Source organism: Chitinibacter sp. FCG-7, from assembly GCF_040047665.1.
GTDB classification, from domain to species: domain Bacteria; phylum Pseudomonadota; class Gammaproteobacteria; order Burkholderiales; family Chitinibacteraceae; genus Chitinibacter; species Chitinibacter mangrovi.
On sequence record NZ_CP157355.1, the window covers coordinates 1,432,443 to 1,456,097 of the forward strand.

The window sequence follows — 23,655 nt, forward strand, 5'->3', positions numbered from 1 at the left end:
AATGCAATATTGGCTGATGAAATCCGAGCCCGATGATGTTGCCATCACCGATCTGGCCTCGCGAGGTACAGTGGGATGGTATGGCGTCAGAAACTATCAGGCACGCAACTTTATGCGAGATACCCAGCAGGTGGGCGATGGCGTGCTGTTTTATCATTCATCGTGTGCCGAGCCGGGCATTGCCGGGTTTGCCCGCATTATCAGCGAGCCCTACCCTGATCCGACGCAATTTGACCCCGAATCCACATATTTTGACCCCAAAGCCAGCCCGGAAAAACCGCGCTGGATGCAGCGGGATGTGGGCTTTGTGCGCCAAACGCGGCTGCTACCTTTAGCTGAAATGCGGCAATACCCCGAGCTGGCGAATATGCTGGTGTTGCAAAAAGGCTCGCGCCTGTCGATCACGCCGGTGAGCGAGGCTGAGTGGACGTTCATTCAGGATCTGCTGGCATGATAACCATTTTGCAGGCCTGCCTTGGCGTCGGGCTGATCGCCGGATTTCTGGCCGGGCTGCTGGGCGTCGGCGGCGGGCTGGTGATTGTGCCTGCGCTGCTGCTGGTGTTTCATCAGGCCGGGTTTGCCAGCGAATTGCTGCAGCATCTGGCGCTGGGAACCAGCCTGGCGACGATCATTTTCACCGGCGCTGCCAGCGTGCGTGCGCATCACGCCAAGGGCGCGGTACGCTGGGATATTGTGCGCTCGATTACGCCGGGCATTGTGCTGGGCACCTTTGCTGGCGCGCAGATTGCCGCGCTGATTTCAACGCCGACGCTGCAGTGGATTTTTATCATTTTTGCCTATCTGGTCGCGGGGCAAATGCTGCTTGACCTGAAACCCAAGCCATCGCGCCAGCTACCCGCAGCGCTGGGGTTGGCGGGCAGTGGCAGCGTGATCGGGCTGGTATCAAGCTGGGTGGGCATCGGCGGTGGCTCGCTGTCGGTGCCGATGATGGGCGCCTGCAATGTACCGATGAAAACAGCCATTGGCACTTCATCGGCCATCGGTATTCCAATCGCCATGGCTGGTGCCGCTGGCTACATTTACAGTGGCATGGGTATTGCTCGCTTACCTGCGTACTCATTGGGCTACGTCTATATACCTGCACTACTTGCCATTGTGCTCGCCAGTTTTCCAATGGCCAAGCTGGGCGCAGCAGCAGCACACCGCCTGCCGGTGGCAACGCTGAAAAAATGCTTTGCGGCCCTGCTGATTGTGCTGGCCAGCAAAATGCTCTGGAGCCTGGCCGGATGAAATACCTGCTGACCCTTTTGCTGCTGGCAAGCCCATCAAGCTACGCACTTGAAACCATAAGCAGCGAGTGCCAGCATGCATTGACCGAGCTAAACCGCCATATCACGGCGCATAGCGGCAGCTTGACGCAGGCAGCGCTGGAAACCAGTCAGCCTGCCGATGCCGTTCGCCTTGCCTGCGATGGCAGCCCGGCGGCGTATCAGCAGTCGATAGCCCAACTGAGCCGCCGTTTTCTGCCTGCGCCCACTGCCGCCGCCACCGCGCCCAATGATTATCTTGAAACCGCAGGCGAGCTGCTGGCGCTGACCGCATGGATTGCGCTGATCGCCACCGGGCATAGCGGCTGCCTTGCCATCAACGCCTCACCCCTTACTCTGAGCGCCCTATGCAAATAGCACAAATAGTACAGATAGTTCAAAAAGCCCCTCTGCTTCTGCTCTGCCTCCCCTTGCATTGCATGGCGCTGGAAACGCGCCTTGTGCAGCAACTGCCGCTGCCTGATAATCGCAGCGTTATCCAGGTGGCCGAGGGCGATAACGAGCCGCGGAGCATCGGCAGCTACAGCATCCGGCTGTACGGTGGCAGCAATCCCGATTTTCCGCTGGATGATTTTATTGCCGGACAAATCTATCCGCGCGACGGCAGCATAGAGCGCGTGCTCAATACCGATGCCGACGGCGATGGCAACGGTGAAGTCGTGGTGGTCAGCCGCAGCGCGGGCAGCGGTGGCTATCTGACGATGGATGTCTTCAGCTGGCAAAACCGGCAGATCAAACGCATCTTTTCAATCAGCGATTTGCCGCCCAAAACCGATCCGCTGCGCGAGCTCAAACGCCTGATGCGCAAACGATGAAATCCAGCCTGGCCAGTGGCTACGCCCTGCTGATTGTCATCTGGTCGACCACGGCACTGGCGATTAAATGGGGGGTGAGCGGCATCCCCTTTACCTTGGCGCTCATGGTGCGCTTTGATCTGGCAGCTGTGCTGGGGCTATTGTTGCTGCTTTGGCGCAAGCAGAGCTTGCCGCTGGATCGTGAGCATTGCCGCGCTTACGCGATTGCCGGCATCGCCACCGCGCTGTCGATGCTGTGCTCATTCTGGGCTGCGCAGTTTGTCGCCTCCGGCCTGATCGCCGTACTGTATGGTCTGGCCCCGCTGGCCACCGGCTTATTTGCCGCCCGCTGGCTAGATAGCCCGCTACGCCGTGCCGAATGGCTGGCGATCCTGCTCAGCCTGAGCGGGCTGGCGATTATTTTCAGCCAGCACCTCAATCTAAGCCCGGCTGGCCTGCCCGGCATGGCGGTCTTATTGCTGGGCATGACTTTGCAATCGGGCGCGGCGGTGTTGCTCAAACGGTATGCCAGCACGCAATCGGCACTCAGCGTCAACGCCGGCGCGCTGCTGGTCTGCGCAGGCCTGAGCACGGCTTTCTGGCTCATCGCCAGCGCACCTTTGCCAGCGGCGCTGCCGGGGCGGGCGCTGGGCGCGCTGATTTATCTGGCCAGCATTGGCTCGGTGCTGGCATTTAGCCTGTACTACTGGCTGATTCGCGAATGTCGCCCGATCAGCGTTGCACTGATTTCGCTCATCACCCCCGCCAGCTCTTTGTGGCTGGGACACTGGCTCAATCACGAAACCGTGCAATGGCACGAGCTGGCAGGCACAGCGCTGATCATGCTGGGCCTGAGTCTGCATATTCTACAATCTCGTCGCTGATACCCCTACCCGTATCGCTTGCTGAGTTTTTATTTATTTAGCCTTGAGGCATATACCCCTTTGGGATCATTCTGAACATCCCAGAAAACGGCGTAAACAGCCCAGCGCGCAGCAGCAGCCAATTCATTTTTCCATTACCGATCAGCAACTTAAACGACAAACGGCGCACAAAACACTGTGTGATTTTACTCACAATGTAGTCAAACCATTGCAGTTACATCAGAATTCACTTATACATTAGCGACTAGCCAAGGCAAAAGGTGGTTCACATGGACGAACTCATTTACACCAAAACCAGCGCAGGGGTACAGGAATTGCAAACCCGCAGCGGCGCGATTGGGCAAAAAGAACGTCAACTCTTGTTTATGATCGATGGTCAGCGCAGCTCGGCCATGCTGGTGGCCATGCTGCCGGGACAAGAAGTGCTCGCCAACCTGAAAAAGCTACTCGACGCCGGGTTTATCAGCCGCAGCAATCACCAGCAGCAAGTGCTGGAGCAAATCCAGTTTTCCGGCCCCACCACCATCGCCCCGCCACCGCCGCGCAATAATAGCTTTCAGTTGAATGAAGCCCGCAAAGTGATTTTGTCGGTCACGCACGAATTTCTGGGGCAAAACTGGGAAGACAAGCTCGCCATCATGCTCAGCAGCGTCCGTTCAAGTGAAGAGCTTAAACCAATCGTGGAAGAATGGGCCAACGCCCTGCGCCGCTCCGGCCACCGCGGCGCAGCCTATAACGGCGAGCAGGCGATCGAGGCGATTTTCAAAAATCAGTAAACCTTAACCCAGTCAAAACCTGCCTAGGCCGATTCAAGCAAACTGGCCAGCCGCCGTACTCCATCCTCAATTTGCGCCAGCGTGCTGTGGCTGAAATTCAGCCGCAGCGTACAGCGCTGCGCCGATCCGGCCGGGTAAAACGGCGTACCCGGCATGATTGCCAGCCCTTGCGCCAGCGCCCGCTGCATCAGTGCCAGCGTGTCGCAGTGTTGATTCAGCGTCAACCAGAAAAACAAGCCGCCCGCCGGTTGCTGCCAGCTGGCTTTATCGCCCAGATAGTGCCTCAGCATCTGATCCATCGCATCGCGTTTCTGGCGGTAAACCGGCAAAATGCGAGCCACATGCGCGTCGAGCTCTCCGCTGTGCAAAACTTGGGTCACGATATGCTGACTCAGGCGATTGCTATGCAGATCGGCGGCCTGTTTGAGTCGGGTCAGCGGCACAATCAGATCCGGGTGGGCAATCAGATAGCCCAGTCGTAATCCGGGTGCTAGCGTTTTTGAAAACGAGCCCTGATAAATCCACTGCGCCGATTGCAGATGCGAGACCAGCGGCGCGGGGGCAGCCCCATCGAAAGCCAGATCGCGATACGGATCATCTTCAAACACTGGCATGCCCTGCGCATCCAGCGCCGCGGCCAGCTGCTGCCGACGCTGCGCGTCATAACAAGCACCAGTCGGGTTTTGGAAAGTGGGGATTAAATAGGCAAATTGCGCTGCACTGGCGGCAATGCCCTCCGGCTTGAGCCCTATCTCGTTCTGCTCTGCCGCTTGGCAATGAGCGCCAAACAGCTCGAAGGCCTGCAAAGCGGCCAGATAGGTGGGCGACTCACACAACACCGGGGTGCCATCGTCTATCCATAGCTTGGCCACCAGATCAATCCCTTGTTGCGAGCCATTCAGAATCAGCACCTGCGAGGCCTGACACGGCAAGCCCATGGCCCGCGCACGCGCGGCTACCAGCTCGCGCAAAGCAGGCTCGCCCTCGGAGGGGCCATATTGCCAGATCGAATCAGGAATCCGGCTGTGTGAGAAATCGGGCTGGAACAAGGTTTCTGCTGCGGGCAGGCCACCAGCAAAAGAAATTACACCGGGAGCTTGCGCAGCAGCTAAAATTTCCCGCACCAGTGAAGGTTTCAAGCGATCAATACGTTGGGCAAACATCACGGCACCAAATAGGTCAATAATATAGACCTATATTAACGCAAACAGGAAATACGTCAATATGGTTGACATTACCACTGATCACCCCGGTGCATCGCATACCGAATACGAACTCAATTGCGCACTGGAGCTGCTGTTTTATGGCTACAAAGGGTTTACCGCGCAGCCAGACGCGATTCTGGCGCAGCGGGGGCTGGCCCGGGTCCATCATCGGATCTTGTATTTTGTCGGCCGTCAGGGGGGGCTATCGGTTAACCAGTTGCTCGCCAAGCTGGGGGTGAGCAAGCAGGCGCTGAATGTACCGCTGCGCCAGCTACAGGAGGCCGGGCTCATTTGCGCCACGCCATCGGAAATTGATAAGCGGGTTAAATGTCTGGCGTTAACTAATGAGGGTATAGCGCTGGAAGAAGCACTATCAGGCGCACAGCGGGCAATACTAGATAGGGTATTTGCCGAGTGCGGCCAGGAGGCCGAAGCCGGATTCAAGCAGGTATTGGGTGTGCTAGCCAAAATGACGCAGTAAGAGCTGATGCTACGCTAGACTGATTCAGGGGCTGCAGCGCCCCACTCGGCAATAAAGGTATCGCGAAACTCGCGCAGCCAACGCAGGCGCTGCTCGCCCAATTTGCGGCCGGCCGCAGTGCTCATAGTGGCGGGCAATGTCGCCAGCTTCACTTCGATATGATCCAGTGCGTAGGCCTTATCATCCATCTCGCGCCCAAGCGCCTGTGGATCATCCGGATGCGCCAGCGCGCTACCCATCCTTCCTGCGGTGTAATACAGCCGCGCTAGCCCTACCGCACCCAAGGCATCCAGCCGGTCGGCATCCTGCACGATTCGGGCTTCGATGCTCTGTGCCGTGATACCCGCCGAAAAGCTATGGGCTTCGATCGCATGCACCAGCGCAGGGAGTTGATCGACCGGAAAGCCTAGCGGCGGCAACAACTCGCACGCCTTGGCAGCAGCCAGACGCGAGGCCAGATGCCGCTGCGGATCGTTCTTTGGCAGATTGACCAGATCGTGCAGATAGCAAGCCGCCAGCACAATCAGTACATCCGCCTCAGCGTGCTCTTTGAGCAGCACCTGTGCATTCTGCCAGACACGGTGCAAATGATTTAGGTCATGCGCACCATCGTTCTGCGCCTGCGTGTTTGCCAAATCAATCAGGCGCAAACGCCAGTTTGCGAGCAATTCCAAAGAAGCCATATTTTCAGGTCAGCGTATTAATTTAGAAGGGAAATTTCACAGGAGAAAACCAGCGCTTTTAGGTGGCCTGAGCAAGCCAGACTTGCACATGCCGCAGCAGCGTTGCTGTAGCGCCGCGATGCGCCTGACTGAAGGCCACCCCAGCCTGCCCCATTGCGCTGCGCCGCGCTGGATCAGCCAGCACCGCTAGGGCTTCGCGGCACACCGCGCTGGCATCATCGCCTTGCCAGGCCGCCCCGGCGGCGATGGCTTCGAGCGAGGCCTGTGCAAAATTGAAAGTCGATGGGCCGATCAGCACCGGGCAGCCGCAAGCAGCGGCTTCGATCAGATTCTGGCTACCATATTTGAGCAAAGAGCCGCCCATCATGGTGACATCGGCGGCGCTATACCACGCGGCCATTTCGCCCATAGTGTCGCCCAGCAGCACTGACGCTGTAATGGCTTCACCCTGCCACTGGCTTCGGCGCACATAGCTCAAGCCCATTGACTCGATTAGCGCCGCCACGGCATCAAAGCGCTGCGGGTGACGCGGTACGATCATCAGCAGCGTGTCTGACAGCCGATCTTGCAAAGCCTGCAGCACCAGCGCTTCTTCGCCATCGCGACTGGAGGCCAAGAGGATGGTTTTGCGCGCCAATGCACCTTTCCAGCCTTGCCCACGCTCGATCAATAATGGGTCAAGCTGGTTGTCAAATTTAACATTCCCCATCACCTGCACGTGCTGTGCGCCCAATTGCGTTAAACGTTCAGCATCTGCGCGGGTTTGGGCGTAAACACCAGCCAGCTTGGGCAGAGCCCAGCGAAACAGCGGTGCCAGTTTCAAATAGCCATTGAGCGATTTTTGCGATAGGCGCGCATTGGCCAGCACCAGTGGCACCCTCGCTTGCTGGCATTCGGCGATGCAATGCGGCCAGATTTCGGTGTCGATAATCAAGCCCAAGCAGGGCTTGAACGTGCGCAAAAAACGCCGGATAGCGACAGGATAGTCGTAGGGCAGAAACACCACGCGGGCATCAATACCTGACGCGGGGCCAAATAAATCCTGCGCGGTGGCACGCCCGGTGGGCGTCATGCAGGTTAGCAACAAGGGGCGTCGCGGGTATTGCTGATGCAAGGCCAGCACAATGCTTTGCGCTGCGCGCATTTCGCCAACCGAAACCGCATGCAACCAGACAGGACGGGTATCGCCCTGTAAGTCTTTTTCGGATTGCTCTAGCGAGTAATACCCCAAGCGTTCACCCCAGTAATGCCGGTATTCAGGCTGCTTGCGGCTGCGTTTTAGCAGATACAGCCAGACCAGCGGAAAAGCCAGCCACAGCAGGACGCGGTAGCAGGCGCGTGCCAGCCAGGCGCTCATGGTGTGTTTGATCCGGCCGGCCAGCCAGCCAGCATGGCATCCCACACCGCCTCAACGCCGGGCGCAGCCCCACGTTGCCCTAGGTTGACCGCGTAGCTGCTCGCCCGGATGCCAGTCAAGGCTGGATCTGAAGCGCAAAAAATCGCGATGGTTGGCACGGCCACAGCTGCAGCCAGATGCACCAGCCCGGTATCAACGCCCACCACCATCGTGCTACCCGCCAGCAAGATGGCGGCATCGGTTAAACTCAGGCGGGGAGCGACAATCGCCGCAGGCAATGCGGCGGACAGCCGCTCGGCACGTTCGCGCTCAGCCGTGCTGCCCCATGGAAACACCGGGCGAATGCCGCGTGCCAGCAATTTTTGCCCCAGTACAATCCAGTGCGCCTCCGGCCATTCCTTGTCGGCGCGGCTGGTGGCCGTCAGGCAGACGACATACGGCGAATCGGGCAGCCAGCTCAGTGCTGGCCGATTCGCGACTTGATCGGCCATCTGATCGCTCATCCGTAGCCCATAATCAATTTCGCCTTCGGCACGGTAGCCCAGCGCTGCGGCGCTCAGCTGGCGGTTACGCTCGATGGCGTGCAGCGCCTTGCTCACCGGATAGGTGCGGCAATAGGCCAGACTGGCTAGCGGTTCGCGAATCGAGTGACGATCAAACCCGGCCACCGGGCCGCACGCCATTTTGGCAATGGCCGCACTTTTGATCAGCCCTTGCGCATCAAGCACCAGATCATAACGGCAAGCCAGCAACTCGGTTTTAAACGCCTGCCATTCGCGATGCGTCTGCGTGGCCAGCAACGATTTGCGCCAGCGACGCAAGGCCACCGGAATCACCCGCCGGATGGCCGGATGCAAGCGGGGCAGCTCGGCAAAACCTTCTTCCACCACCCAGTCGATCACCCCTTCGGGATAGGCGCGCGCCAGATCAGTTACCGCAGGCCATTGATGGATCACATCGCCCATCGATGACATGCGGACAATCAGGATTTTCTGTACGGTCGGTTTACTTTTCATCCGCATATTCTAACAGGCTGGCTGGTCGCTGGCTGATGCTTTATCACGCTTGGCGGCAGCGCTTGCGCCTTGCATCGGCCACAGCTGATACGCGCACAAAACTGCAGATTTCAAATGCCCTGCTACGATAGAAGGTAAACTCAGGACGGGTGCGGCCCATGTGGATTATTCTCGGTATGGCATTATTGATGGTGATTGCCTGGCAGTGGCACATCATCCGGCAATTGCGGCAGGATTTGCTCAATAGCGGCCTGAACGACAGGCTGACCGGCCTCTATCATCGCCATCACCTGATGGCGCTGGCCGAAAGTGAAATCAACCGCGCTCAGCGCAGCAATAGCAAAGTATCGGCCATGATTGTAGATCTGGATTACTGCGCCAAAATCAATCATCAGCACGGTCATCAGGCGGGCGATCTGGCCTTGCAGCATGTGGCACGCGCGGCCAATGAGTCGATCCGCGACTTTGATCTGGCCGGACGTTTTTCTGGTGAAGAAATAGTGCTGATTCTGCCCAATACCGATGAGCATGGCGCATGTGTTGTTGCCGAGCGGCTACGCAACAAGGTGAAACAAAGCGCCGTCATGCTGCCCGATCAGCAGCAGCTGAATATCTCGGTCACCATCGGTATTGCCACGCTGCATGAAGAAACCGAAACAATTGAAGACCTGCTACTGGCTGCCGATACGGCACTGCAGACCGCGATGAAAGCCGGAATCGACCATGTCCACCTGTATCAAGTTGAAGCCGAGCTCGCAAGCCCGACGTAAAAAATCCATTTGCCCAAGCCCCGCCATACGGCTAAAGTCAGGCCATTCGTTTTTTGCCGACTAGCAGCCTACCATGACCCAAATACAGCAATCTCTGGCCGATGCCGCACGCGAGCGCCAGCAACAACTCACCAAACCTGCAGGTAGCCTGGGCCGGCTCGAAGAGCTAGCCATCTGGTTTGCCGCACGCCTGCCCAGCCCGCTACCAAGCAGGCTGAACCCCAAGCTGGCGATTTTTGCTGCCGATCACGGCGTTGCCGCCGAAGGCGTTTCGGCGTTTCCAGCCGAAGTCACCGCCCAGATGGTGATCAATTTCATGAACGGTGGCGCAGCAATCAATGTGCTGGCGCGCCAGCATCAGATTTCGCTCTCGGTCATCGACGTGGGCGTCGCCACCGAATACCCGATGCCAGCACAAAGTAATGCCCGCTTGTTCCGCACTCCGATTGCCAAAGGCACTGCCAATCTGCGCCATAGCCCGGCCATGAGCGCGGCCGACTGCACCAAAGCCTGGCAAGTGGGTTATGGCGCAGCCATTGAAGCGGCCAAGGCCGGTAAAAACCTGCTGATTGGTGGTGAAATGGGCATTGCCAATACCACGGCCGCAGCCGCGCTAATTTGCGCCTTAACGGGGTATAGCCCTGAAGAGATTGTAGGCAGAGGCACAGGGATTGATACCCTGGCCCATGAATTAAAAATCCAGGTGGTCAAAGATGCGCTGGCCCGGGCCTGTGCCGCAGGTGCGCATAGCGCGATGGACTGGCTGCGCGAAGTGGGCGGCTTTGAAATTGCCGCGCTGGCCGGCTTCTACGCGGGCGCGGCCGAAGCAGGCGTGCCAGTCTTGCTCGATGGTTTTATCACCACAGCAGCCGCGCTGGTGGCAGTGAAGGACAATCCGGCCGTTGGCGACTGGCTGCTGGCCAGCCATGTTTCGCAAGAGCAAGGCCACAAGCTGGCGCTCGATGCCCTGCAATTGCAAGCCATGCTCGATCTGGGCTTGCGTCTGGGCGAAGCCAGCGGTGCAGCCTTGTGCGTGCCACTACTGCAAAGCGCACTGGCCTTGCACGCTGAAATGGCCACATTTGCCGAAGCGGGCGTTGCTGCGGCCAAGATGGTGTAACAATGGCCTGCCGCTTGACACTGATCCGCCACGGCGAAGCCGAGGGCGCCAACGAGGCCATTTTTGGCCAGAGCAACCCGCCCCTCTCCAAGCTAGGCCGTGCTCAACTGCAAACCCGCTGGCAAATGCTCTCGGCGCAACCCGTTGATGCCATTGCCAGCTCGACCTTGGCGCGCTGCGCCGATTTTGCCCTCGATTGCGCACAGCAACTGCAAGTGCCGCTGCACCTCGATCATGGCTTTCAGGAAATACACCTGGGGTGTATTGACGGCAAAGCCAAGGCAGAATGGAGCCCAGATGACCATACCCATTGGGATAGCTGGCAGAGCAATCCACGTCAACATCCTTTACCCAATGGCGAAGGCTGGGATGATTTCCAGCAGCGCGTGCTGGCGGCACTGGATGGCTGGTTTGCCCAGGGCGAGGCCGAGCATCGTGTACTGATTGCGCATCAGGGCACGATCAAGGCGATTTTGCTGGCGGTGTTTAATTTGCCGCCCGAGCGCCATCAGCAATTCTGGCTCGCCACTGCAGGCGCGGTCACGCTATGGTGGGATGAGCACTACCCACCCATGCTGCTTGAGCTATCCAATACGCTGGCAGCCGACTGATGCGTACACTGTTCGATTGGCGCCTTCCGGTACTGGCCATTCAATTTCTGACCCGCTTACCAACCCCGCAAATCAAGCAATTTGAGCCGCGCTTATTGGCGCAGTCGGTAGGCTGGTTTCCAGCGGTAGGGACCCTGATCGGCGCACTGCTGCTGATCCCTGCCTATACCCTTGCCCACGAGCCTTGGCTGGCGGCGATTGTGGCACTGCTGGTCTGGGTGTGGGTCACGGGCGGCTTGCATCTGGATGGACTGGCTGATTTATCCGACGGGCTTGGTGCCGCGCATCGCGACCCCGAGCGTTTTCTGGCGGTATTGAAAGACCCGCATCTGGGCAGCTTTGGCGTCTTGAGCCTGATTATGCAGTTGGCGCTCAAACTGATCGTGCTGATGATCTGCATACGCGAGCAGCAATGGGTGGCGCTGCTACTCGCTCCGGCTTGGGCACGCAGCGGCGTGTATTGCTGGCAAACGCTGGCACCGCTCGCCCCCGGCATGGCCGAGCAATTTGGCTGGCAAAAAACACCTTATTTGGGCTGGTTTTGGTGGCTGGCGCTGTTTGCGCTCTCCGCCTGGCTTAGCCCGTGGCTGTGCGCAGCCCTGCTGGTGATCGTGGCTTATCGCTACTGGCTCAAGCACAAACTGGGCGGCATCACGGGTGACTGCCTAGGAGCGGGGATTGAAATCAGCGAAAGTGCCCTGCTCCTGCTGCTGGCCATCACCGCCAGTCTTTGAAGCGATAGTTTGAAGCCAGTCGTTGAAGCCCGCGGTGAGCACAGCTGGACGTCGCACGGCACAGTGGCGATAATCGCCTTTTTATCTTGGCCGGGTTTGCACCATGAAAATTATCCGCGTATTGGAAGTCTGGGAAAAAGGCATGGAGGGTGGCTTTGTCGGCACACTGCCACTGAGCGACGAGCTGCCAGTGGATTTTCTATTTAGCCTGTTCGCCGCCGAGCAGGACAAGCCCGACCCGGACATGAAACTTTCCTACTTACTCGACGAAACCCGGCTGGAAGCGCTGCAGCCCTTTTTGGCACAGGACACCGATTTTAGCCAGTTCGATTATATTCTTAGTGCGCACGGCATTCCGGATTACGAGTGAGTGGGTATTGCCACGCAGAGCTTACTAAACAAGACCTACAGGGCAATACCCATCACTCCGGATAAAACTGCAATGCCACCGAATTAATGCAGTAACGCTCGCCCGTGGGCTCGGGGCCATCGGGAAAAACATGGCCCAGATGAGCATCGCAGCGCGCGCAGCGGACTTCTTCACGGATCATGCCGTGGCTTAAATCGCGGTGACGCTCGATACTGCCCGGCTCGGCTTCCTGCCAGAAGCTCGGCCAGCCGCAACCCGCATCAAACTTCGTCCCCGATTTGAATAGCAGGCTATCGCAGCAGATGCAGTGATATTCGCCAGCCGCCGTCACCCGATACAGCTCGCCCGAAAAAGGGCGCTCGGTTCCGGCCTGACGGGTCACGCGAAAGGCTTCGTGGCTCAGCTGCAATTGCCACTCGGTTTCGGTTTTACGGATTTTGTCCATTTTGCTCTCAATCAATCAGTAATCAGGTGTAACGCAAGCGGCTTAACTCCAGCCGCAATGACAATTCAATCTGGCTAAGCGGCTTTTGAAATACCCGGGTCAATTTGCGCTCGGCCTGACGCTGGAATAAATCCAGCTGCTGGGCGTGAGCATATTCCAGATGCACCAGCGCGCCTTCGTAATCGCCTTGCTGGGCACATAAAGTCTCAAGTAGCTGATGGGCTTGCTGCCCCATGGCAAAGCCACGAATCTGCTCGCCCAGCTGTAGGCATAATTCCAGCGCTGCGCGCGCCTCGAGCAATTTTTGCTGTTTTAAGTAAATCCGCCCCAGAATCAGCGCCACATACGAGCGACACCACAAGCCCCCCCATTGTTCGGCCAGCACCCGGGCCAGCTGCAGTTGCTCGTTGGCCAGCTCAAGCTGATCCTGATCCAGATAAATCAGCCCGGTGTAGATGTGAAATTCGGCCTGGGTTTCCAGATGCGGTCGGAGCTGGAGTTTTTGCTGCAGGCGCGAGAGCAGGGTGTGCATTTCATCGTACTGCTGGCGCCGGTAGCACGTGGCTATCAGCGCCAGCAGGCAATCAATATTCAATGCGATATCATCAATACTACTGGCCAACGCCAGTGCGCGGCGCTGATATTCAAGTGAAATATCGAGCTGGTTAAATACTAGACACACCTGCGCCACACCGGAATAGCCACGGATAAAAGCACGGCTGTCCTCAGCCTCGATAGCGGTCTGCAAAGCCTGCAGCCAGACATCGAGCGCGCGCATGTATTCACCACGTAGCAGCTGGCTTTGCGCCTGCCAGTGCAGCGTTTGTGCCAGAAGGCTCCAGTTGCGCAGCTGGCGGGCAATCAGCCCGGCTTCGCGAAAGTCTTTCAGGGCAGCAACGGGCTGCTCGCCAAGATCAATCAGATATTCGCCACGATAGAGCAAAGCGACAGCCTGGCCCTGCGGATAAGCCATACGCCTAGCTTGCTCGATGGCTTGCGTCATCAGCTCCGGCTTTTTCTCCTGCAGCATGGTCTGCTTTAGTTCGGGCAGCGCAAGGTCAAATTCGTCCGGGCTCATACATAAGACTCCACACGGTTTCGGCCATCCCGCTTGGCGCGGTACAGCGCCTGATCGGCGTGCTGGAGCAATTCATTGCAATCGATCTCGCCACACAGCTCGGCCACACCAATACTGCAGGTGGCCTGCAGCTGCGGGTGTATATCGCTCCAGCTATAACTTTGCAGCCGGGCTCGAATTCGCTCGGCAACCTCGACCGCCACACTGGCAGCCGCACCGGGCAAAAGCAGGATAAATTCTTCGCCACCGAAACGGGCGAGCAAATCACCGCCGCGACAGGTTTGCAGCAAAATGGTCGCCGCAACCCGGATCACCTCGTCACCCACCGCGTGTCCAAACGTGTCATTCACGACTTTGAAATGATCCAGATCAAGCATCAACACCGACAAGGCACGCTGTTCTTCGCGGCAACGCTGAAAGAGCACCGGCATTTCCTGATCAAGCTGCCGACGATTGCCAATGCCGGTCAGCGGATCTTGCAGGGAGGCATTACGCAAGGTTTGCAGCAATTCCGAATCGGCACTGCTTTGCTGGCGCAACATGACATTTTCCTGCCGGGTTTGCAAAACCATCAACTGGGTATCGAGTTCGCGGATACGACGCTCCAGCGCGGTATTGAGCTTGTCTTTGGCTAATTGCTGTGCATTCTGAATGGCCAGCTCATGAAATTTCCGCCGGTTTTTCCAGGCCATTTCATGATCACCCATCAACTGCCCTAATTCGGACAACTGCGAATAAACCCGGAGCATCAAGGTTAATGCGCCAATTGAGGCAATTTTGTGCCGCGCCAGCTCAAGAAACTCGGCCGCTTGGGGGTAATCCTGCAAAGCAACACACACCTTGCCCAGATTGAGTAAATTAAGCGACTGGCTCCACAAATAGCTGGTTTGCCGGTTAATTTCCCAAGCCTTGTATAGCCAATCCTTGGCTGCGTCGAGCTGATTCAAAGCCAGATAGGCTTCGCCGCGATAGCTATACCAATCCGCCAACCAGGCTGGGTGCCGGGTATTAAGAAAAGCGGCTTCCCCTTTGTGCGAGAGCGCCAGCACCAGCTCATAATGCCCCAGCGCATTCATGTCTGCGACAGTATGCAAATAGCTTTCGGTGAGCAAATCCTGATCATTGACCTGCAAAGCAAATTCGAGTGCTATTTCATGCCAGCGCAGGGCATCACCCGCTTGCTGATGTGCAAAATAGACATTGCCAACCCCCAGGCAGGCCTCGATATACAGATCAACCGCCTGAATACTTAATGATTTTCTTAGGCAACTGATCCAGCTTTTCAGCGCAGCACCATATTCACTACCGGAGAAATACAACCGCCCGCGGGTAAGCTCAAGCTCTGCAGATAGGCGAGGGGATTTGATTTTGGCGTCCAGCACCAGCAAACGGGCGATGGCAGCATGGCCATCGGCCAAATTGCCCAAGGCCCAGTGGCTACGAGCCAGCAGTAGTTGCGCCTGTGCTTCCTTGTCCAGAATCTGCAGTTGCTGAGCCAAGCGAATTGCATCGGCCATCAATTCAACCGTACGCGCGCAATCTGGCACAAACCAGGCAACGCCTTCGGCCAGTAGTTCGTCCAGCTTGCGCTGCAGATCGTCGGTTATCGGTAAATTCACTACAGGCATAGTTAAACCAGCCATCCACCCCAGTCTTTCACTATAGCGTTGATTAAGCGTAAAAGCTAAAACCCTGCTCGCGCAGGGTTTTAGCTTTTATCGCCAACCATCCAATCTATACAGGCACACCTTCAGCGATGAACTGGCGAATCATGCCCAATAATTCATCTTCCTGATATGGCTTGCCCAGATAGGCATTCACACCCAGATCAAACGCATATTTCTTGTGCTTATCCGCTGTACGCGACGTAATCATAATGATAGGGATATGGCGCGTGTCATCAGCAACCCGTACATTCCGGGTTAGTTCAAACCCATCCATACGCGGCATTTCGATATCGACCAACATCACGGCCGGTTTCACATCGTGCAATTGCTGCAAGGCATCGACACCATCTTTGGCCGTTACCACCTGAAAGCCTTCACGTGCCAACAAGCGACCCGTGATTTTGCGCACCGTGAGCGAGTCATCAACAACCATCACCACAGGTGCAGTCGCCAGTTGTTCCGGCATAGTCGGTTGCGATGCTTGTGCATCAGCCATATTGGCATGTTGCTGCACCGAGCTGGCAATCTGCGTTGACTGTGCCAGCAAGGCCAGCGGATTCATAATCAGAATGATCTCGCCAGTACCGAGCACGGTGGCGCCAACCACACCGGGAATACGCGCCAGCTGCGGACCAATCGGTTTGACCACGACCTCCTGGTTTTTAACCAGCTGATCCAGATGCAAGGCAATACGCTCGGCTCCAGAGCGCAACAACACCACAGTGGAATAGCGCTTTTGCTCAGGAACAGCGTCAATATCGCCGAGCAAACGCGGCAAGTAGGCAAAGCGATAACGCTGCCCCATCCATTCCTGCGCCTGATTTTTGTAGAGGTCAGCCAGGGCTTCCTGCTTGAGCTCCTGAACTTGCTCCACCATCACCGATGGAATGGCAATCAACCGGTCGCCACCCTTAACCAGCAAGACCTGTGCAACAGCCAGTGTGAGCGGCAGATGGATCGTGAAGCTTGTTCCCTGGCCAGCCACAGTGGAAACATCGATTTTACCGCCTAGATTGCTGACTTCATTCTTGACCACATCCATGCCGATACCACGACCCGACAACTGAGTCACCGTCGAGGCCGTAGAAAAACCGGGCTCGAAAATCAGCTGGCATACATCGGCGTCAGACATGGTTTGTCCCGCTGCGATAAGGCCTTTTTCCAAGGCTTTCTGGCGGATGCGGGTAATATCCAGACCACGTCCATCATCCTTGAGCAACAAGACCAGCTCATTGCCTTCCTGCCGGACCTCAATCTGGATCTCGCCAAACTCCGATTTACCATTGGCAACACGCTCTTCGCTGGTCTCAAGACCATGGTCGATTGCATTACGCAGCATGTGCTCAAATGGCGAAATCATTTTATCGAGTACGCCACGGTCAATTTCAACCCGGCCACCTTTCAACTCCAGATTGACTTTTTTACCGACTTCCTTGCCAGCTTGCCGGGTCAAACGGTACAAGCGCTCGGAGACACTGGAAAACGGTACCATCCGTACGCGCATCAGGCTTTGTTGCAGCTCTTTGGTCATCCGCGACTGAGCCAGTAGCGCAGCAGATGATTCATCGAGATTTTTCAATAAATGCTGCTGCACCGTCGCCACGTCATTCACCGACTCGGCCATAAAGCGCGTCACTTCCTGCAGACGGCTAAAACGGTCAAACTCCAACGGGTCAAACTCCCGATGCATGTCCTGCACTTCTTTTTCACGCGCTTGCATCTGTGATTCGGCCTGAATTTCCAGCTCACGTAACTGGGCCCGCAAACGCGCTACGTTTTCAGTCAAGTCGATCAGTGATGATTTGAAAGCAATCATCTCAGACTCGATTCGGGTGCGGGAAATAGCAACCTCACCGGCCTGATTGACCAATTGATCAATCAATTCGGATTTAACACGAATCACTGTTTTATTATCAGGATCGGCTGCAGCCAACAGTTTAGGCATCACCGGCGAAACCTGGGCTTGCTCGACTTCGGCTTTTTCCGGTGCAGCAATCGCCGGTTTAGCGAGCTCGGCAAAGAGTGCCAGCACAATATCGTAGTCAGCCTCAAGGCGGGCAACCAGCGTAGGATCGCTCGCCTGGCTGTCGATCAGACGCGACTCCATAATGTGCGCAGCTTCACCCATACGCATTGCGCCGCTCATGCGGGCACTGCCTTTGAGCGTATGAAGAGTTCGTTTGAGTCGTTTGAAAATCAGCTCAGCATCGTCGCCTTGCGCCAGATTGCGAATATCCTCGCCGATCAAAGGCAGGAGCTCTTCCGATTCTTCGATAAAAATCGGCAATAACTGCTCATCAATATCGTCGTTAAGCGCGGCATCAAGTTCAAGTGCATTCACAGGACGAGGTTCGTCCACAGGTGCAAACAATTGCGCCACAGGCGAAGCATCATGAGGAGCTACATCTACCAGAGCTTCCGGCATGATCAATGCGGAAAGTACTGCTTCTGCTTCTGCTTCTGCTTCTGCTTCTGCTTCTGCTTCTGCTTCTGCTTCTGCTTCTGCTTCTGCTTCTGCTTCTGCTTCTGCTTCTGCTTCTGCTTCTGCTTCTGCTTCTGCTTCTGCTTCTGCTTCTGCTTCTGCTTCTGCTTCTGCTTCTGCTTCTGCTTCTGCTTCTGCTTCTGCTTCTGCTTCTGCTTCTGCTTCTGCTTCTGCTTCTGCTTCTGCTTCTGCTTCTGCTTCTGCTTCTGCTTCTGCTTCTGCTTCTGCTTCTGCTTCTGCTTCTGCTTGCAATGGTGTTGTCTCACCCAGATCCAAGTCCAGCGAAAGTTCTGCCAACTCTTCGCTTAATACCAAAGACTCGGGCAAACCAGTCCATTCTGGCTCTTCGGATTCTGTTGGCAAATCGAGTACCAACTCACCAATTGCGGCAGTGGTCTGCGTTTCAGGCAAGACATCAGGCAGACGAGATTCTTCCTGCTCGGCAGCAAGCTCTAGCGTAGGTTCCTGGTTCTGAATTTGGGCAAACAACGCCAGTAAATGAGGAGCTGTTGCAGGTGGCTCTTGCTGCAAAATACTCGAGAGCATGCCATCTAGCGCATCAGTTGCATCAGCAAACAATCCAACCTGCTCTACTGCATCTTGACCTAATTGCTGCAAAGCGTGCTCTACAGCATAGGCAAGCTCGCCCTGCGGCAGAAATCCTGCCGTTGATGCAATCCCGCCCAAAGTATGAGCAGCAAGAATAAACTGCGGCTCAACTTGTCTGGTTTCAGCCAATACCGCAACACCATGCTGCATGGACTGAATATGCTTTTGTGCCTCTTCGCAGAAAATACTGAATAAGATCGGTGAAACGCTAACACCACCAATATCCAGGCTGGCTTCTTCTTTCGCCTCGTCATCAAGGCTTAATTCAAGTGGCGCATCGGCAGTAGACTCATCCACTTCAGGATTCTGATCTGCGTCTTGGCGCAAGGCATTCGCCTCAGCTTCAATGGCGCTGGACTCAACAATAACCTGACCATTCTGTTGCAGCTGTTCAATCCAATGCACAAAAGCGGTATGGGTTTGCTGTAGCAGACTAAGCAGTCGTTTTGAAACCGGCTTTTCGAGCTGCAGCCACTTGTTCATGACCTGCTCGATAACCCATGCAACCTCACCCAGCTGGAACAAACCCACCATGCGGCCACTACCTTTCAAGGTGTGGAAGCTGCGACGAATAATGGTGATTGCTTCGTTATTCTGCGGGTCGAGCGCTAACACCTCAACATTGGCAGCAATTGCCGCCAAGACCTCAACGGCTTCTTCAAGATAAATTTCCAGCAGCTCGGCATCCATTGCCGCCTCAGACACAGGCAATGGTTTGTTAACTGGATCGTCTTCAATCGACACAGACAGCTGTTTGTCTTCGATTACAACGGCAGGCGCTTCGGACTCCATCTCCAGCGCAGAAGCTGCTTCTGGGGCGGCAGGCAATTGAACCACAACCTCAGGAAGGCTAGCCCCTCTCAAACGCGATAAAGCAGGCAACAGTTGGTCTTGCGTTTCACGCTGCTGAGCCATGTCATCAACATAAAAACCTAGTGCCGATAATGCTTCTGCAAGGTCTTCCAATTGTGACTGCTCAGGCGCTTCGGCTGATTGAATGTAATTGCCAATCCGCAGCAGACATTCCTGACAGAGCTCGACCGCAGCCTGGCGCTCAAGCATCATCAACGCACCTTGAATCTGGTGCAGCATCGGTTCGATCTGGGTCAAGCTCGCACTTTGAGTGAGATCCCGGAAATAGGCATCCAGAATTTCTTCCACCCCTAGCAAGTTGCTACGGATTTCATGCGACAACTGCCCGAGCAACATTCTTTCCTGGGCTTCGCGACTCACCTCATCCAGCTGTGGCAAGTCCAAGCTAGCAGCAGGATCATTCAAGCGTGCAATTAGTGCATTAACCTGCTCCAGATAGTCATCAGACTGACTAGGGAAAATCAGCAAGGCATTTTCGGCCAGCAATAAACCAGTTGCGATCTCCAATGCCAGAGCATCACTGGCATTCGGAGACTGGGCTGCTTGCAGCAGCGCATCCCACAGCAAATCAAAACCGACAATATGCAATTGAGCTGACTTTACTGCCAGCTGCTTCAAACTGGCCTGAACCGCTGGAATCTTTTCTGCACTACCGCTGGCAACTCGTGACCATAACTCTTTGGTCTGCAACACATCGTCGCGCAAAGCACGAGCGGCCTGCTGGGCTGCAATTGTTTCAGGCAGGATAAGATCTTGCTGCTTTGGCAATAACTGAGCCAGTTCAAACTGCTGTGCCAAGCCTTTGGCCAGCGGGCTATCCGAATCCATCTGCGCCAAGACATAGAGCAAATCGCGAAACAGACGTTCCGCAACTTTGCTTGAACCATCCGTCAAACGACGGATTTGCAAATTCAAGCGCAATAATAGTTGCCTGATTTCAAGATCAAGCTCTGTGCGATTGCTGCCCAAACCATCCACAACCCCTGCGGCAGTCCACCAAAACGTACGCGGAACGCTCAAACTCTGCGCCTTGGCAATATCCGCCAAGGCTGCAGCCATGACTGCGCTGACTTCACTTTGCCCTTTCAACCAGCGCAGCAAGCCACTTTCGTAACGGGTACGCTGCTGACGAATATGCTTGACCAAATCCTGAGCATTCAAAGGGCTGCTTGGTAAACCTGCTGGCAAATCCAAAATCAACTGGGGAAAAAACAGCTCAGCCCCCGAAGCACTACTATTGCGCAATTGCGCCAGCGCCCGAAAGGCGGGCAAGAGCGTCAAAGGCACATTGGGCATGCCAGCCATTAGTCGCATCAGGTACTGTTTAACATCTGCCAGCGCTTGCTGCAGTTGCGGAACGCATGAATTATCGAGTTCTCCGCGCTCAAGCAGCAAAACAACCTGCTCGATTTCCTCACAGAATCTCGCCGCTCCAGCCAACTCAACCAGCTCCAGCGCACCAAAGGCCTGATGCAAATAGCTGGCTGAGTGTTTCAGATTGGCAGCGTCTGCCGACTGTACAAAAAGTGCAAGCGCATCACCGGCTTTTGAGAGGGCGCTATCAATTTCAGCGTTCACCCACAACAAAGAGCCTTTATCAAATTCAGTATGCATGCTCATGGCAGAATCCCATGAAAGAAGGGCTGGATTGTTCATCCAACCCTCAGGATAGAAAAATTAGGACAGCTTAAAGCCGGAAACGGAAGATTTCAGTTCTGCAGCCAAACCGGTTAACTCACCAACGGCCGCAGCAGATTGCTTCGTGCCTTGGGTGGTTTGTTCGGTAATAGCAAGAATGTCACGCATGGTTGTTGTTACTTTCGATGCCAATGCGGTCTGGCCTTCGGTTTCGTGCGCAATCGACTCAATCAGACGCGCCAACTCACGAGATACCTTACCAATTTCAGCAAGCGCCGTACCGGCAGCATCGGACAATTTGGCCCCCTCAACTACCCCCTGAGTAGAGACTTCCATCGCGGCAACGGCATCGTGTGTATCGGCCTGAATTGTTTTCACAATCGCACCAATCTGTTTTGTTGCTTCGCCAGAACGCTCAGCCAGACGCTGAACCTCTTCGGCAACCACCGAGAAACCTCGCCCCGCCTCACCGGCAGCAGCGGCCTGAATAGCTGCATTCAAGGCCAAAACGTTAGTCTGCTCGGTAATGTCGGAAATCAATTCAACGATCTCGCCAATCTCTTGCGATGACTCACCCAGACGTTTAATCCGCTTGGCGGTTTCCTGAATCTGCTCGCGAATCTCCCCCATCCCTTTAATCTGGTTATTCACGGCATCTGCGCCCTGCTCGGCTACAGTCAGCGAAGTTTGTGCTACATGGGCAGACTCGGCGGCGGTGCTTGATACGCCTTGAATCGAATGTACAATTTGCTCGACATTATGATTGGTTGTTTCAATCTCTTGCGACTGGCGCTGCGCAGCAACAAGCAACTGCTCAGAAATGGCTTGCGCTTCCGTAGTTGCTGATGTCACCTTCTCTGTTGCGCGGTTAATACCCGTAATCAAAGCACGCAATTCTTCAATAGTGAAGTTGATCGAGTCAGCAATGGCCCCTGTCAGATCCTCCGTAACCGATGCACGAATGGTCAGGTCACCATCAGCCAAATCGCCCATCTCATTGAGCAAGCGCAAAATAGCATCCTGATTCTTGCGATTCTCAGCCTCTGATGCAATTCGACGCTTAACCGATTCCTGATTGAATACCCGCACCAGTAAGAGCAGGGAGCTCAATGCGGCCACAATCAGCAATAACTCGAAAATGCCAACCAGGAAACCGCCGACCTTATTTTGATACTGTTCAGCCAACTCAACAGAATCAACGAGCAATTTGTCCGAATCACGCACGATCGCCTGATTAGCCAGGCGGGTATTCACCAATGGCTGCATGTTTTTGGAGAATGAGGCTACGACCACTTCAAAGTCTTTAAACAGAACATTAATCTGCTCTAGTTTTTCAGCCAACTCGGCCGTTTCAACTGCACGCAGTTGCAAATCGGCATTACCATTGGAGAAGCCCTGCACAATTTCATTAAATGTAGAAACGTCTTTACCCAGCAAAAATACAACCTCTGGGTTGATCAATTCCGACGCCAGCATCGCATTGGCGTTCTTCGACATCCGCTGCGACAGCATTGACAGCTGGTTGGCATAATCGAGCTCACGGGCATTAGCTCCCGCATCGCTCAACATCGAAGTCAGCTGCTGAGTCTGCTCAAGCAACTTGGCATCGTTTGTATTGATACCGTCAACGCTTTTACCAATGGTAATCAACTGCGGTTTTTGTTTAAGAATGGTTTCTACCGTTGGACGGCTAGGATTGGGTCGATAGGAAGAATTCCAGGTTTCATTCAATTTATCTAGTTGCTCTTTGCCTGAGACCTGAAACAAACTGAAAATACCGCCGCCATCGGTCAACTCAAGCAAATTGCTATCGAATTTCTGGTAAGCCTCTTCCAGAATGGCAAACGAATCGGCGTTACCCTGTACGGCCTGATTAGACGCACGAGCTAGACGCTGCGAAAGCATCTGCATTTCTGTCGCAATCGCCTGATGACGGGCGTTATTTTCAGCGGCACGGAATGATAAAAATGCAGTTAGTGCAAACAGGATAAGGCTGCTCAACATCACAACCAGCAAGATTGCCATTTGTTGCCGTGGCGGCATATGCCCGATCACTGGCAATGGCTTGAGTGCTTGCGAGTCGCCAGCCTCGGGAAGGCGCATTTTGTCCAAAATCCATGTCGTTCTGGACGGATCAAATGACTGCTTTTTAGCAGTAGTTTTACCAGCCTGGTCACTACCGGAAAAAAGCCCTTTAATCTTATCTAACACACCCATTGCAGCCTCCCAAACCACACCCGTTGTGATCTAATTTTTATGCGATACCTGTTTGCAAAAAGCTCGGTTGTGCAACCAGCTCCGCGACATTTAATGTTTTCCAAAGCTGGCCCGCAGCATCCTGATATAAGTCGCCAGTCCATGGCTGTAAATCAGCTGAACGGGGTACAGGAGTCAAATCAGCCAAATGCTTTAAACCCAGCATTCGATTGACCAAGATGGCGGCATGAGGCAAATGGCGGGCCTGCAGCAAAATCAGCCGTGACATCGCAGAGAATCCAGGATTAGCAATGCCGAAAAAGGCAGGTAAGTCAGACACACTGACCAAGTTGCCACGAATATTGGCAACGCCTTTAAACCAAGAGAAGCCTAATGGCACAGAGGCCACCGCAGGTACAGGCATCACTTCGGCGACGTCAGACAAATCAACCAGCCAATTTTCGGTACCAATCATCAGCCCTAATCGGGCGTCGACCTGAGCGACCGCTGCAGCACTTTGCAATCGGCTCATTACCCCCTGCTGGTACTCGCGCAAACTAATGCGTTTTGCCATTTG

The 23,655-nt window shown here is 55.3% G+C and carries 22 protein-coding genes; 12 read left to right on the forward strand and 10 right to left on the reverse strand.

All coding sequences use genetic code 11. The features are described 5' to 3' along the window. Window position 1: 1 nt before the first annotated feature. The 6 genes from ABHF33_RS06730 to ABHF33_RS06755 all read left to right on the forward strand — a co-directional run bounded on the left by ABHF33_RS06730 (window position 2) and on the right by ABHF33_RS06755 (window position 3,743). Window positions 2-454 (forward strand): EVE domain-containing protein, encoded by a 453-nt coding sequence (locus ABHF33_RS06730; protein WP_348946192.1) that lies wholly within the window; start codon window positions 2-4, stop codon window positions 452-454. Continuing rightward, window positions 451-1,251, forward strand: a complete 801-nt coding sequence (locus ABHF33_RS06735; protein WP_348946193.1) for a sulfite exporter TauE/SafE family protein — start codon at window positions 451-453, stop codon at window positions 1,249-1,251. Before ABHF33_RS06730 ends, ABHF33_RS06735 begins: the two co-directional genes overlap by 4 nt. Continuing rightward, complete coding sequence (locus ABHF33_RS06740; RefSeq protein WP_348946194.1) at window positions 1,248-1,646, forward strand: hypothetical protein; 399 nt, start codon at window positions 1,248-1,250, stop codon at window positions 1,644-1,646. Before ABHF33_RS06735 ends, ABHF33_RS06740 begins: the two co-directional genes overlap by 4 nt. Window positions 1,647-1,729: 83 nt before the next feature. Next, window positions 1,730-2,104: a PliI family lysozyme inhibitor of I-type lysozyme gene (locus ABHF33_RS06745; RefSeq protein ID WP_348946195.1), complete on the forward strand. Its 375-nt coding sequence runs from the start codon at window positions 1,730-1,732 to the stop codon at window positions 2,102-2,104. Beyond that, window positions 2,101-2,967, forward strand: coding sequence for a DMT family transporter (locus ABHF33_RS06750; protein WP_348946196.1), 867 nt, complete (start codon window positions 2,101-2,103; stop codon window positions 2,965-2,967). Before ABHF33_RS06745 ends, ABHF33_RS06750 begins: the two co-directional genes overlap by 4 nt. 269 nt (window positions 2,968-3,236) lie before the next feature. After that, window positions 3,237-3,743 (forward strand): hypothetical protein, encoded by a 507-nt coding sequence (locus ABHF33_RS06755; protein ID WP_348946197.1) that lies wholly within the window; start codon window positions 3,237-3,239, stop codon window positions 3,741-3,743. Window positions 3,744-3,766: 23 nt separating this feature from the next. Here the strand turns inward: ABHF33_RS06755 and ABHF33_RS06760 are convergent, their stop codons facing one another. Continuing rightward, a complete protein-coding gene (locus ABHF33_RS06760; RefSeq protein WP_348946198.1) occupies window positions 3,767-4,906 on the reverse strand; it encodes a PLP-dependent aminotransferase family protein in 1,140 nt (379 codons plus the stop codon). A 61-nt stretch (window positions 4,907-4,967) separates the two neighbouring features. On the opposite strand from ABHF33_RS06760, the gene ABHF33_RS06765 reads away from it, so the two are divergent. After that, the gene (locus ABHF33_RS06765) at window positions 4,968-5,429 is read left to right on the forward strand and encodes a MarR family winged helix-turn-helix transcriptional regulator (RefSeq protein ID WP_348946199.1); all 462 of its coding nucleotides are present in this window, start codon (window positions 4,968-4,970) and stop codon (window positions 5,427-5,429) included. 14 nt (window positions 5,430-5,443) lie between these two features. Here ABHF33_RS06765 and ABHF33_RS06770 read toward each other — a convergent pair whose 3' ends face one another. From ABHF33_RS06770 to waaC, 3 genes are read right to left on the reverse strand one after another with little or no spacing between them, the layout of a single operon-like run. After that, the gene (locus ABHF33_RS06770; protein WP_348946200.1) at window positions 5,444-6,112 is read right to left on the reverse strand and encodes an HD domain-containing protein; all 669 of its coding nucleotides are present in this window, start codon (window positions 6,110-6,112) and stop codon (window positions 5,444-5,446) included. Window positions 6,113-6,170: 58 nt separating this feature from the next. Continuing rightward, the gene (gene waaA / locus ABHF33_RS06775) at window positions 6,171-7,469 is read right to left on the reverse strand and encodes a lipid IV(A) 3-deoxy-D-manno-octulosonic acid transferase (protein WP_348946201.1); all 1,299 of its coding nucleotides are present in this window, start codon (window positions 7,467-7,469) and stop codon (window positions 6,171-6,173) included. After that, window positions 7,466-8,485, reverse strand: a complete 1,020-nt coding sequence (gene waaC / locus ABHF33_RS06780) for a lipopolysaccharide heptosyltransferase I (RefSeq protein WP_348946202.1) — start codon at window positions 8,483-8,485, stop codon at window positions 7,466-7,468. Before waaC ends, waaA begins: the two co-directional genes overlap by 4 nt. Window positions 8,486-8,643: 158 nt before the next feature. Between waaC and ABHF33_RS06785 the strand changes: the two genes are divergently transcribed. The 5 genes from ABHF33_RS06785 to ABHF33_RS06805 all read left to right on the forward strand — a co-directional run bounded on the left by ABHF33_RS06785 (window position 8,644) and on the right by ABHF33_RS06805 (window position 12,090). Next, window positions 8,644-9,255 carry a GGDEF domain-containing protein gene (locus ABHF33_RS06785; RefSeq protein WP_348946203.1) on the forward strand — a complete coding sequence of 204 codons (612 nt, stop codon included), beginning with the start codon at window positions 8,644-8,646 and terminating at the stop codon, window positions 9,253-9,255. 73 nt (window positions 9,256-9,328) lie between these two features. Next, window positions 9,329-10,375 (forward strand): nicotinate-nucleotide--dimethylbenzimidazole phosphoribosyltransferase, encoded by a 1,047-nt coding sequence (cobT, locus tag ABHF33_RS06790; protein ID WP_348946204.1) that lies wholly within the window; start codon window positions 9,329-9,331, stop codon window positions 10,373-10,375. A 2-nt stretch (window positions 10,376-10,377) separates the two neighbouring features. Then, the gene (locus ABHF33_RS06795) at window positions 10,378-10,986 is read left to right on the forward strand and encodes a histidine phosphatase family protein (RefSeq protein WP_348946206.1); all 609 of its coding nucleotides are present in this window, start codon (window positions 10,378-10,380) and stop codon (window positions 10,984-10,986) included. After that, window positions 10,986-11,720 carry an adenosylcobinamide-GDP ribazoletransferase gene (gene cobS, locus ABHF33_RS06800; RefSeq protein ID WP_348946207.1) on the forward strand — a complete coding sequence of 245 codons (735 nt, stop codon included), beginning with the start codon at window positions 10,986-10,988 and terminating at the stop codon, window positions 11,718-11,720. The genes ABHF33_RS06795 and cobS overlap by 1 nt, the downstream gene beginning before the upstream one ends. A 103-nt stretch (window positions 11,721-11,823) precedes the next feature. Then, window positions 11,824-12,090, forward strand: coding sequence for a hypothetical protein (locus tag ABHF33_RS06805; RefSeq protein WP_348946208.1), 267 nt, complete (start codon window positions 11,824-11,826; stop codon window positions 12,088-12,090). 52 nt (window positions 12,091-12,142) lie between these two features. Here the strand turns inward: ABHF33_RS06805 and msrB are convergent, their stop codons facing one another. From msrB to ABHF33_RS06835, 6 genes are all read right to left on the reverse strand, one after another. Beyond that, the gene (gene msrB / locus ABHF33_RS06810) at window positions 12,143-12,535 is read right to left on the reverse strand and encodes a peptide-methionine (R)-S-oxide reductase MsrB (protein ID WP_348946210.1); all 393 of its coding nucleotides are present in this window, start codon (window positions 12,533-12,535) and stop codon (window positions 12,143-12,145) included. 22 nt (window positions 12,536-12,557) lie between these two features. Continuing rightward, complete coding sequence (locus ABHF33_RS06815) at window positions 12,558-13,613, reverse strand: hypothetical protein (RefSeq protein WP_348946212.1); 1,056 nt, start codon at window positions 13,611-13,613, stop codon at window positions 12,558-12,560. Beyond that, window positions 13,610-15,256, reverse strand: coding sequence for a GGDEF domain-containing protein (locus tag ABHF33_RS06820; protein ID WP_348946214.1), 1,647 nt, complete (start codon window positions 15,254-15,256; stop codon window positions 13,610-13,612). Before ABHF33_RS06820 ends, ABHF33_RS06815 begins: the two co-directional genes overlap by 4 nt. A gap of 91 nt (window positions 15,257-15,347) precedes the next feature. Next, window positions 15,348-20,864, reverse strand: coding sequence for an Hpt domain-containing protein (locus ABHF33_RS06825; protein ID WP_348946216.1), 5,517 nt, complete (start codon window positions 20,862-20,864; stop codon window positions 15,348-15,350). 57 nt (window positions 20,865-20,921) lie between these two features. Continuing rightward, window positions 20,922-22,985, reverse strand: a complete 2,064-nt coding sequence (locus ABHF33_RS06830; RefSeq protein WP_348946218.1) for a methyl-accepting chemotaxis protein — start codon at window positions 22,983-22,985, stop codon at window positions 20,922-20,924. Between the two features lie 151 nt (window positions 22,986-23,136). Then, entirely contained in the window at window positions 23,137-23,610 is a 474-nt protein-coding gene (locus tag ABHF33_RS06835; protein ID WP_348946220.1) for a chemotaxis protein CheW, read from the reverse strand. Window positions 23,611-23,655 lie beyond the last annotated feature (45 nt).

Bases quoted from the DNA above. Each gene is read 5' to 3' on its own strand.
- ABHF33_RS06730 (WP_348946192.1), top strand. From the start codon at position 2: ATGCAATATTGGCTGATGAAATCCGAGCCCGATGATGTTGCCATCACC.
- ABHF33_RS06735 (WP_348946193.1), top strand. From the start codon at position 451: ATGATAACCATTTTGCAGGCCTGCCTTGGCGTCGGGCTGATCGCCGGA.
- ABHF33_RS06740 (WP_348946194.1), top strand. From the start codon at position 1,248: ATGAAATACCTGCTGACCCTTTTGCTGCTGGCAAGCCCATCAAGCTAC.
- ABHF33_RS06750 (WP_348946196.1), top strand. From the start codon at position 2,101: ATGAAATCCAGCCTGGCCAGTGGCTACGCCCTGCTGATTGTCATCTGG.
- ABHF33_RS06755 (WP_348946197.1), top strand. From the start codon at position 3,237: ATGGACGAACTCATTTACACCAAAACCAGCGCAGGGGTACAGGAATTG.
- ABHF33_RS06760 (WP_348946198.1), bottom strand. From the start codon at position 4,906: ATGTTTGCCCAACGTATTGATCGCTTGAAACCTTCACTGGTGCGGGAA.
- ABHF33_RS06765 (WP_348946199.1), top strand. From the start codon at position 4,968: ATGGTTGACATTACCACTGATCACCCCGGTGCATCGCATACCGAATAC.
- ABHF33_RS06770 (WP_348946200.1), bottom strand. From the start codon at position 6,112: ATGGCTTCTTTGGAATTGCTCGCAAACTGGCGTTTGCGCCTGATTGAT.
- waaA (WP_348946201.1), bottom strand. From the start codon at position 7,469: ATGAGCGCCTGGCTGGCACGCGCCTGCTACCGCGTCCTGCTGTGGCTG.
- waaC (WP_348946202.1), bottom strand. From the start codon at position 8,485: ATGAAAAGTAAACCGACCGTACAGAAAATCCTGATTGTCCGCATGTCA.
- ABHF33_RS06785 (WP_348946203.1), top strand. From the start codon at position 8,644: ATGTGGATTATTCTCGGTATGGCATTATTGATGGTGATTGCCTGGCAG.
- cobT (WP_348946204.1), top strand. From the start codon at position 9,329: ATGACCCAAATACAGCAATCTCTGGCCGATGCCGCACGCGAGCGCCAG.
- ABHF33_RS06795 (WP_348946206.1), top strand. From the start codon at position 10,378: ATGGCCTGCCGCTTGACACTGATCCGCCACGGCGAAGCCGAGGGCGCC.
- cobS (WP_348946207.1), top strand. From the start codon at position 10,986: ATGCGTACACTGTTCGATTGGCGCCTTCCGGTACTGGCCATTCAATTT.
- ABHF33_RS06805 (WP_348946208.1), top strand. From the start codon at position 11,824: ATGAAAATTATCCGCGTATTGGAAGTCTGGGAAAAAGGCATGGAGGGT.
- msrB (WP_348946210.1), bottom strand. From the start codon at position 12,535: ATGGACAAAATCCGTAAAACCGAAACCGAGTGGCAATTGCAGCTGAGC.
- ABHF33_RS06815 (WP_348946212.1), bottom strand. From the start codon at position 13,613: ATGAGCCCGGACGAATTTGACCTTGCGCTGCCCGAACTAAAGCAGACC.
- ABHF33_RS06820 (WP_348946214.1), bottom strand. From the start codon at position 15,256: ATGGCTGGTTTAACTATGCCTGTAGTGAATTTACCGATAACCGACGAT.
- ABHF33_RS06825 (WP_348946216.1), bottom strand. From the start codon at position 20,864: ATGAGCATGCATACTGAATTTGATAAAGGCTCTTTGTTGTGGGTGAAC.
- ABHF33_RS06830 (WP_348946218.1), bottom strand. From the start codon at position 22,985: ATGCGCCTTCCCGAGGCTGGCGACTCGCAAGCACTCAAGCCATTGCCA.
- ABHF33_RS06835 (WP_348946220.1), bottom strand. From the start codon at position 23,610: ATGAGCCGATTGCAAAGTGCTGCAGCGGTCGCTCAGGTCGACGCCCGA.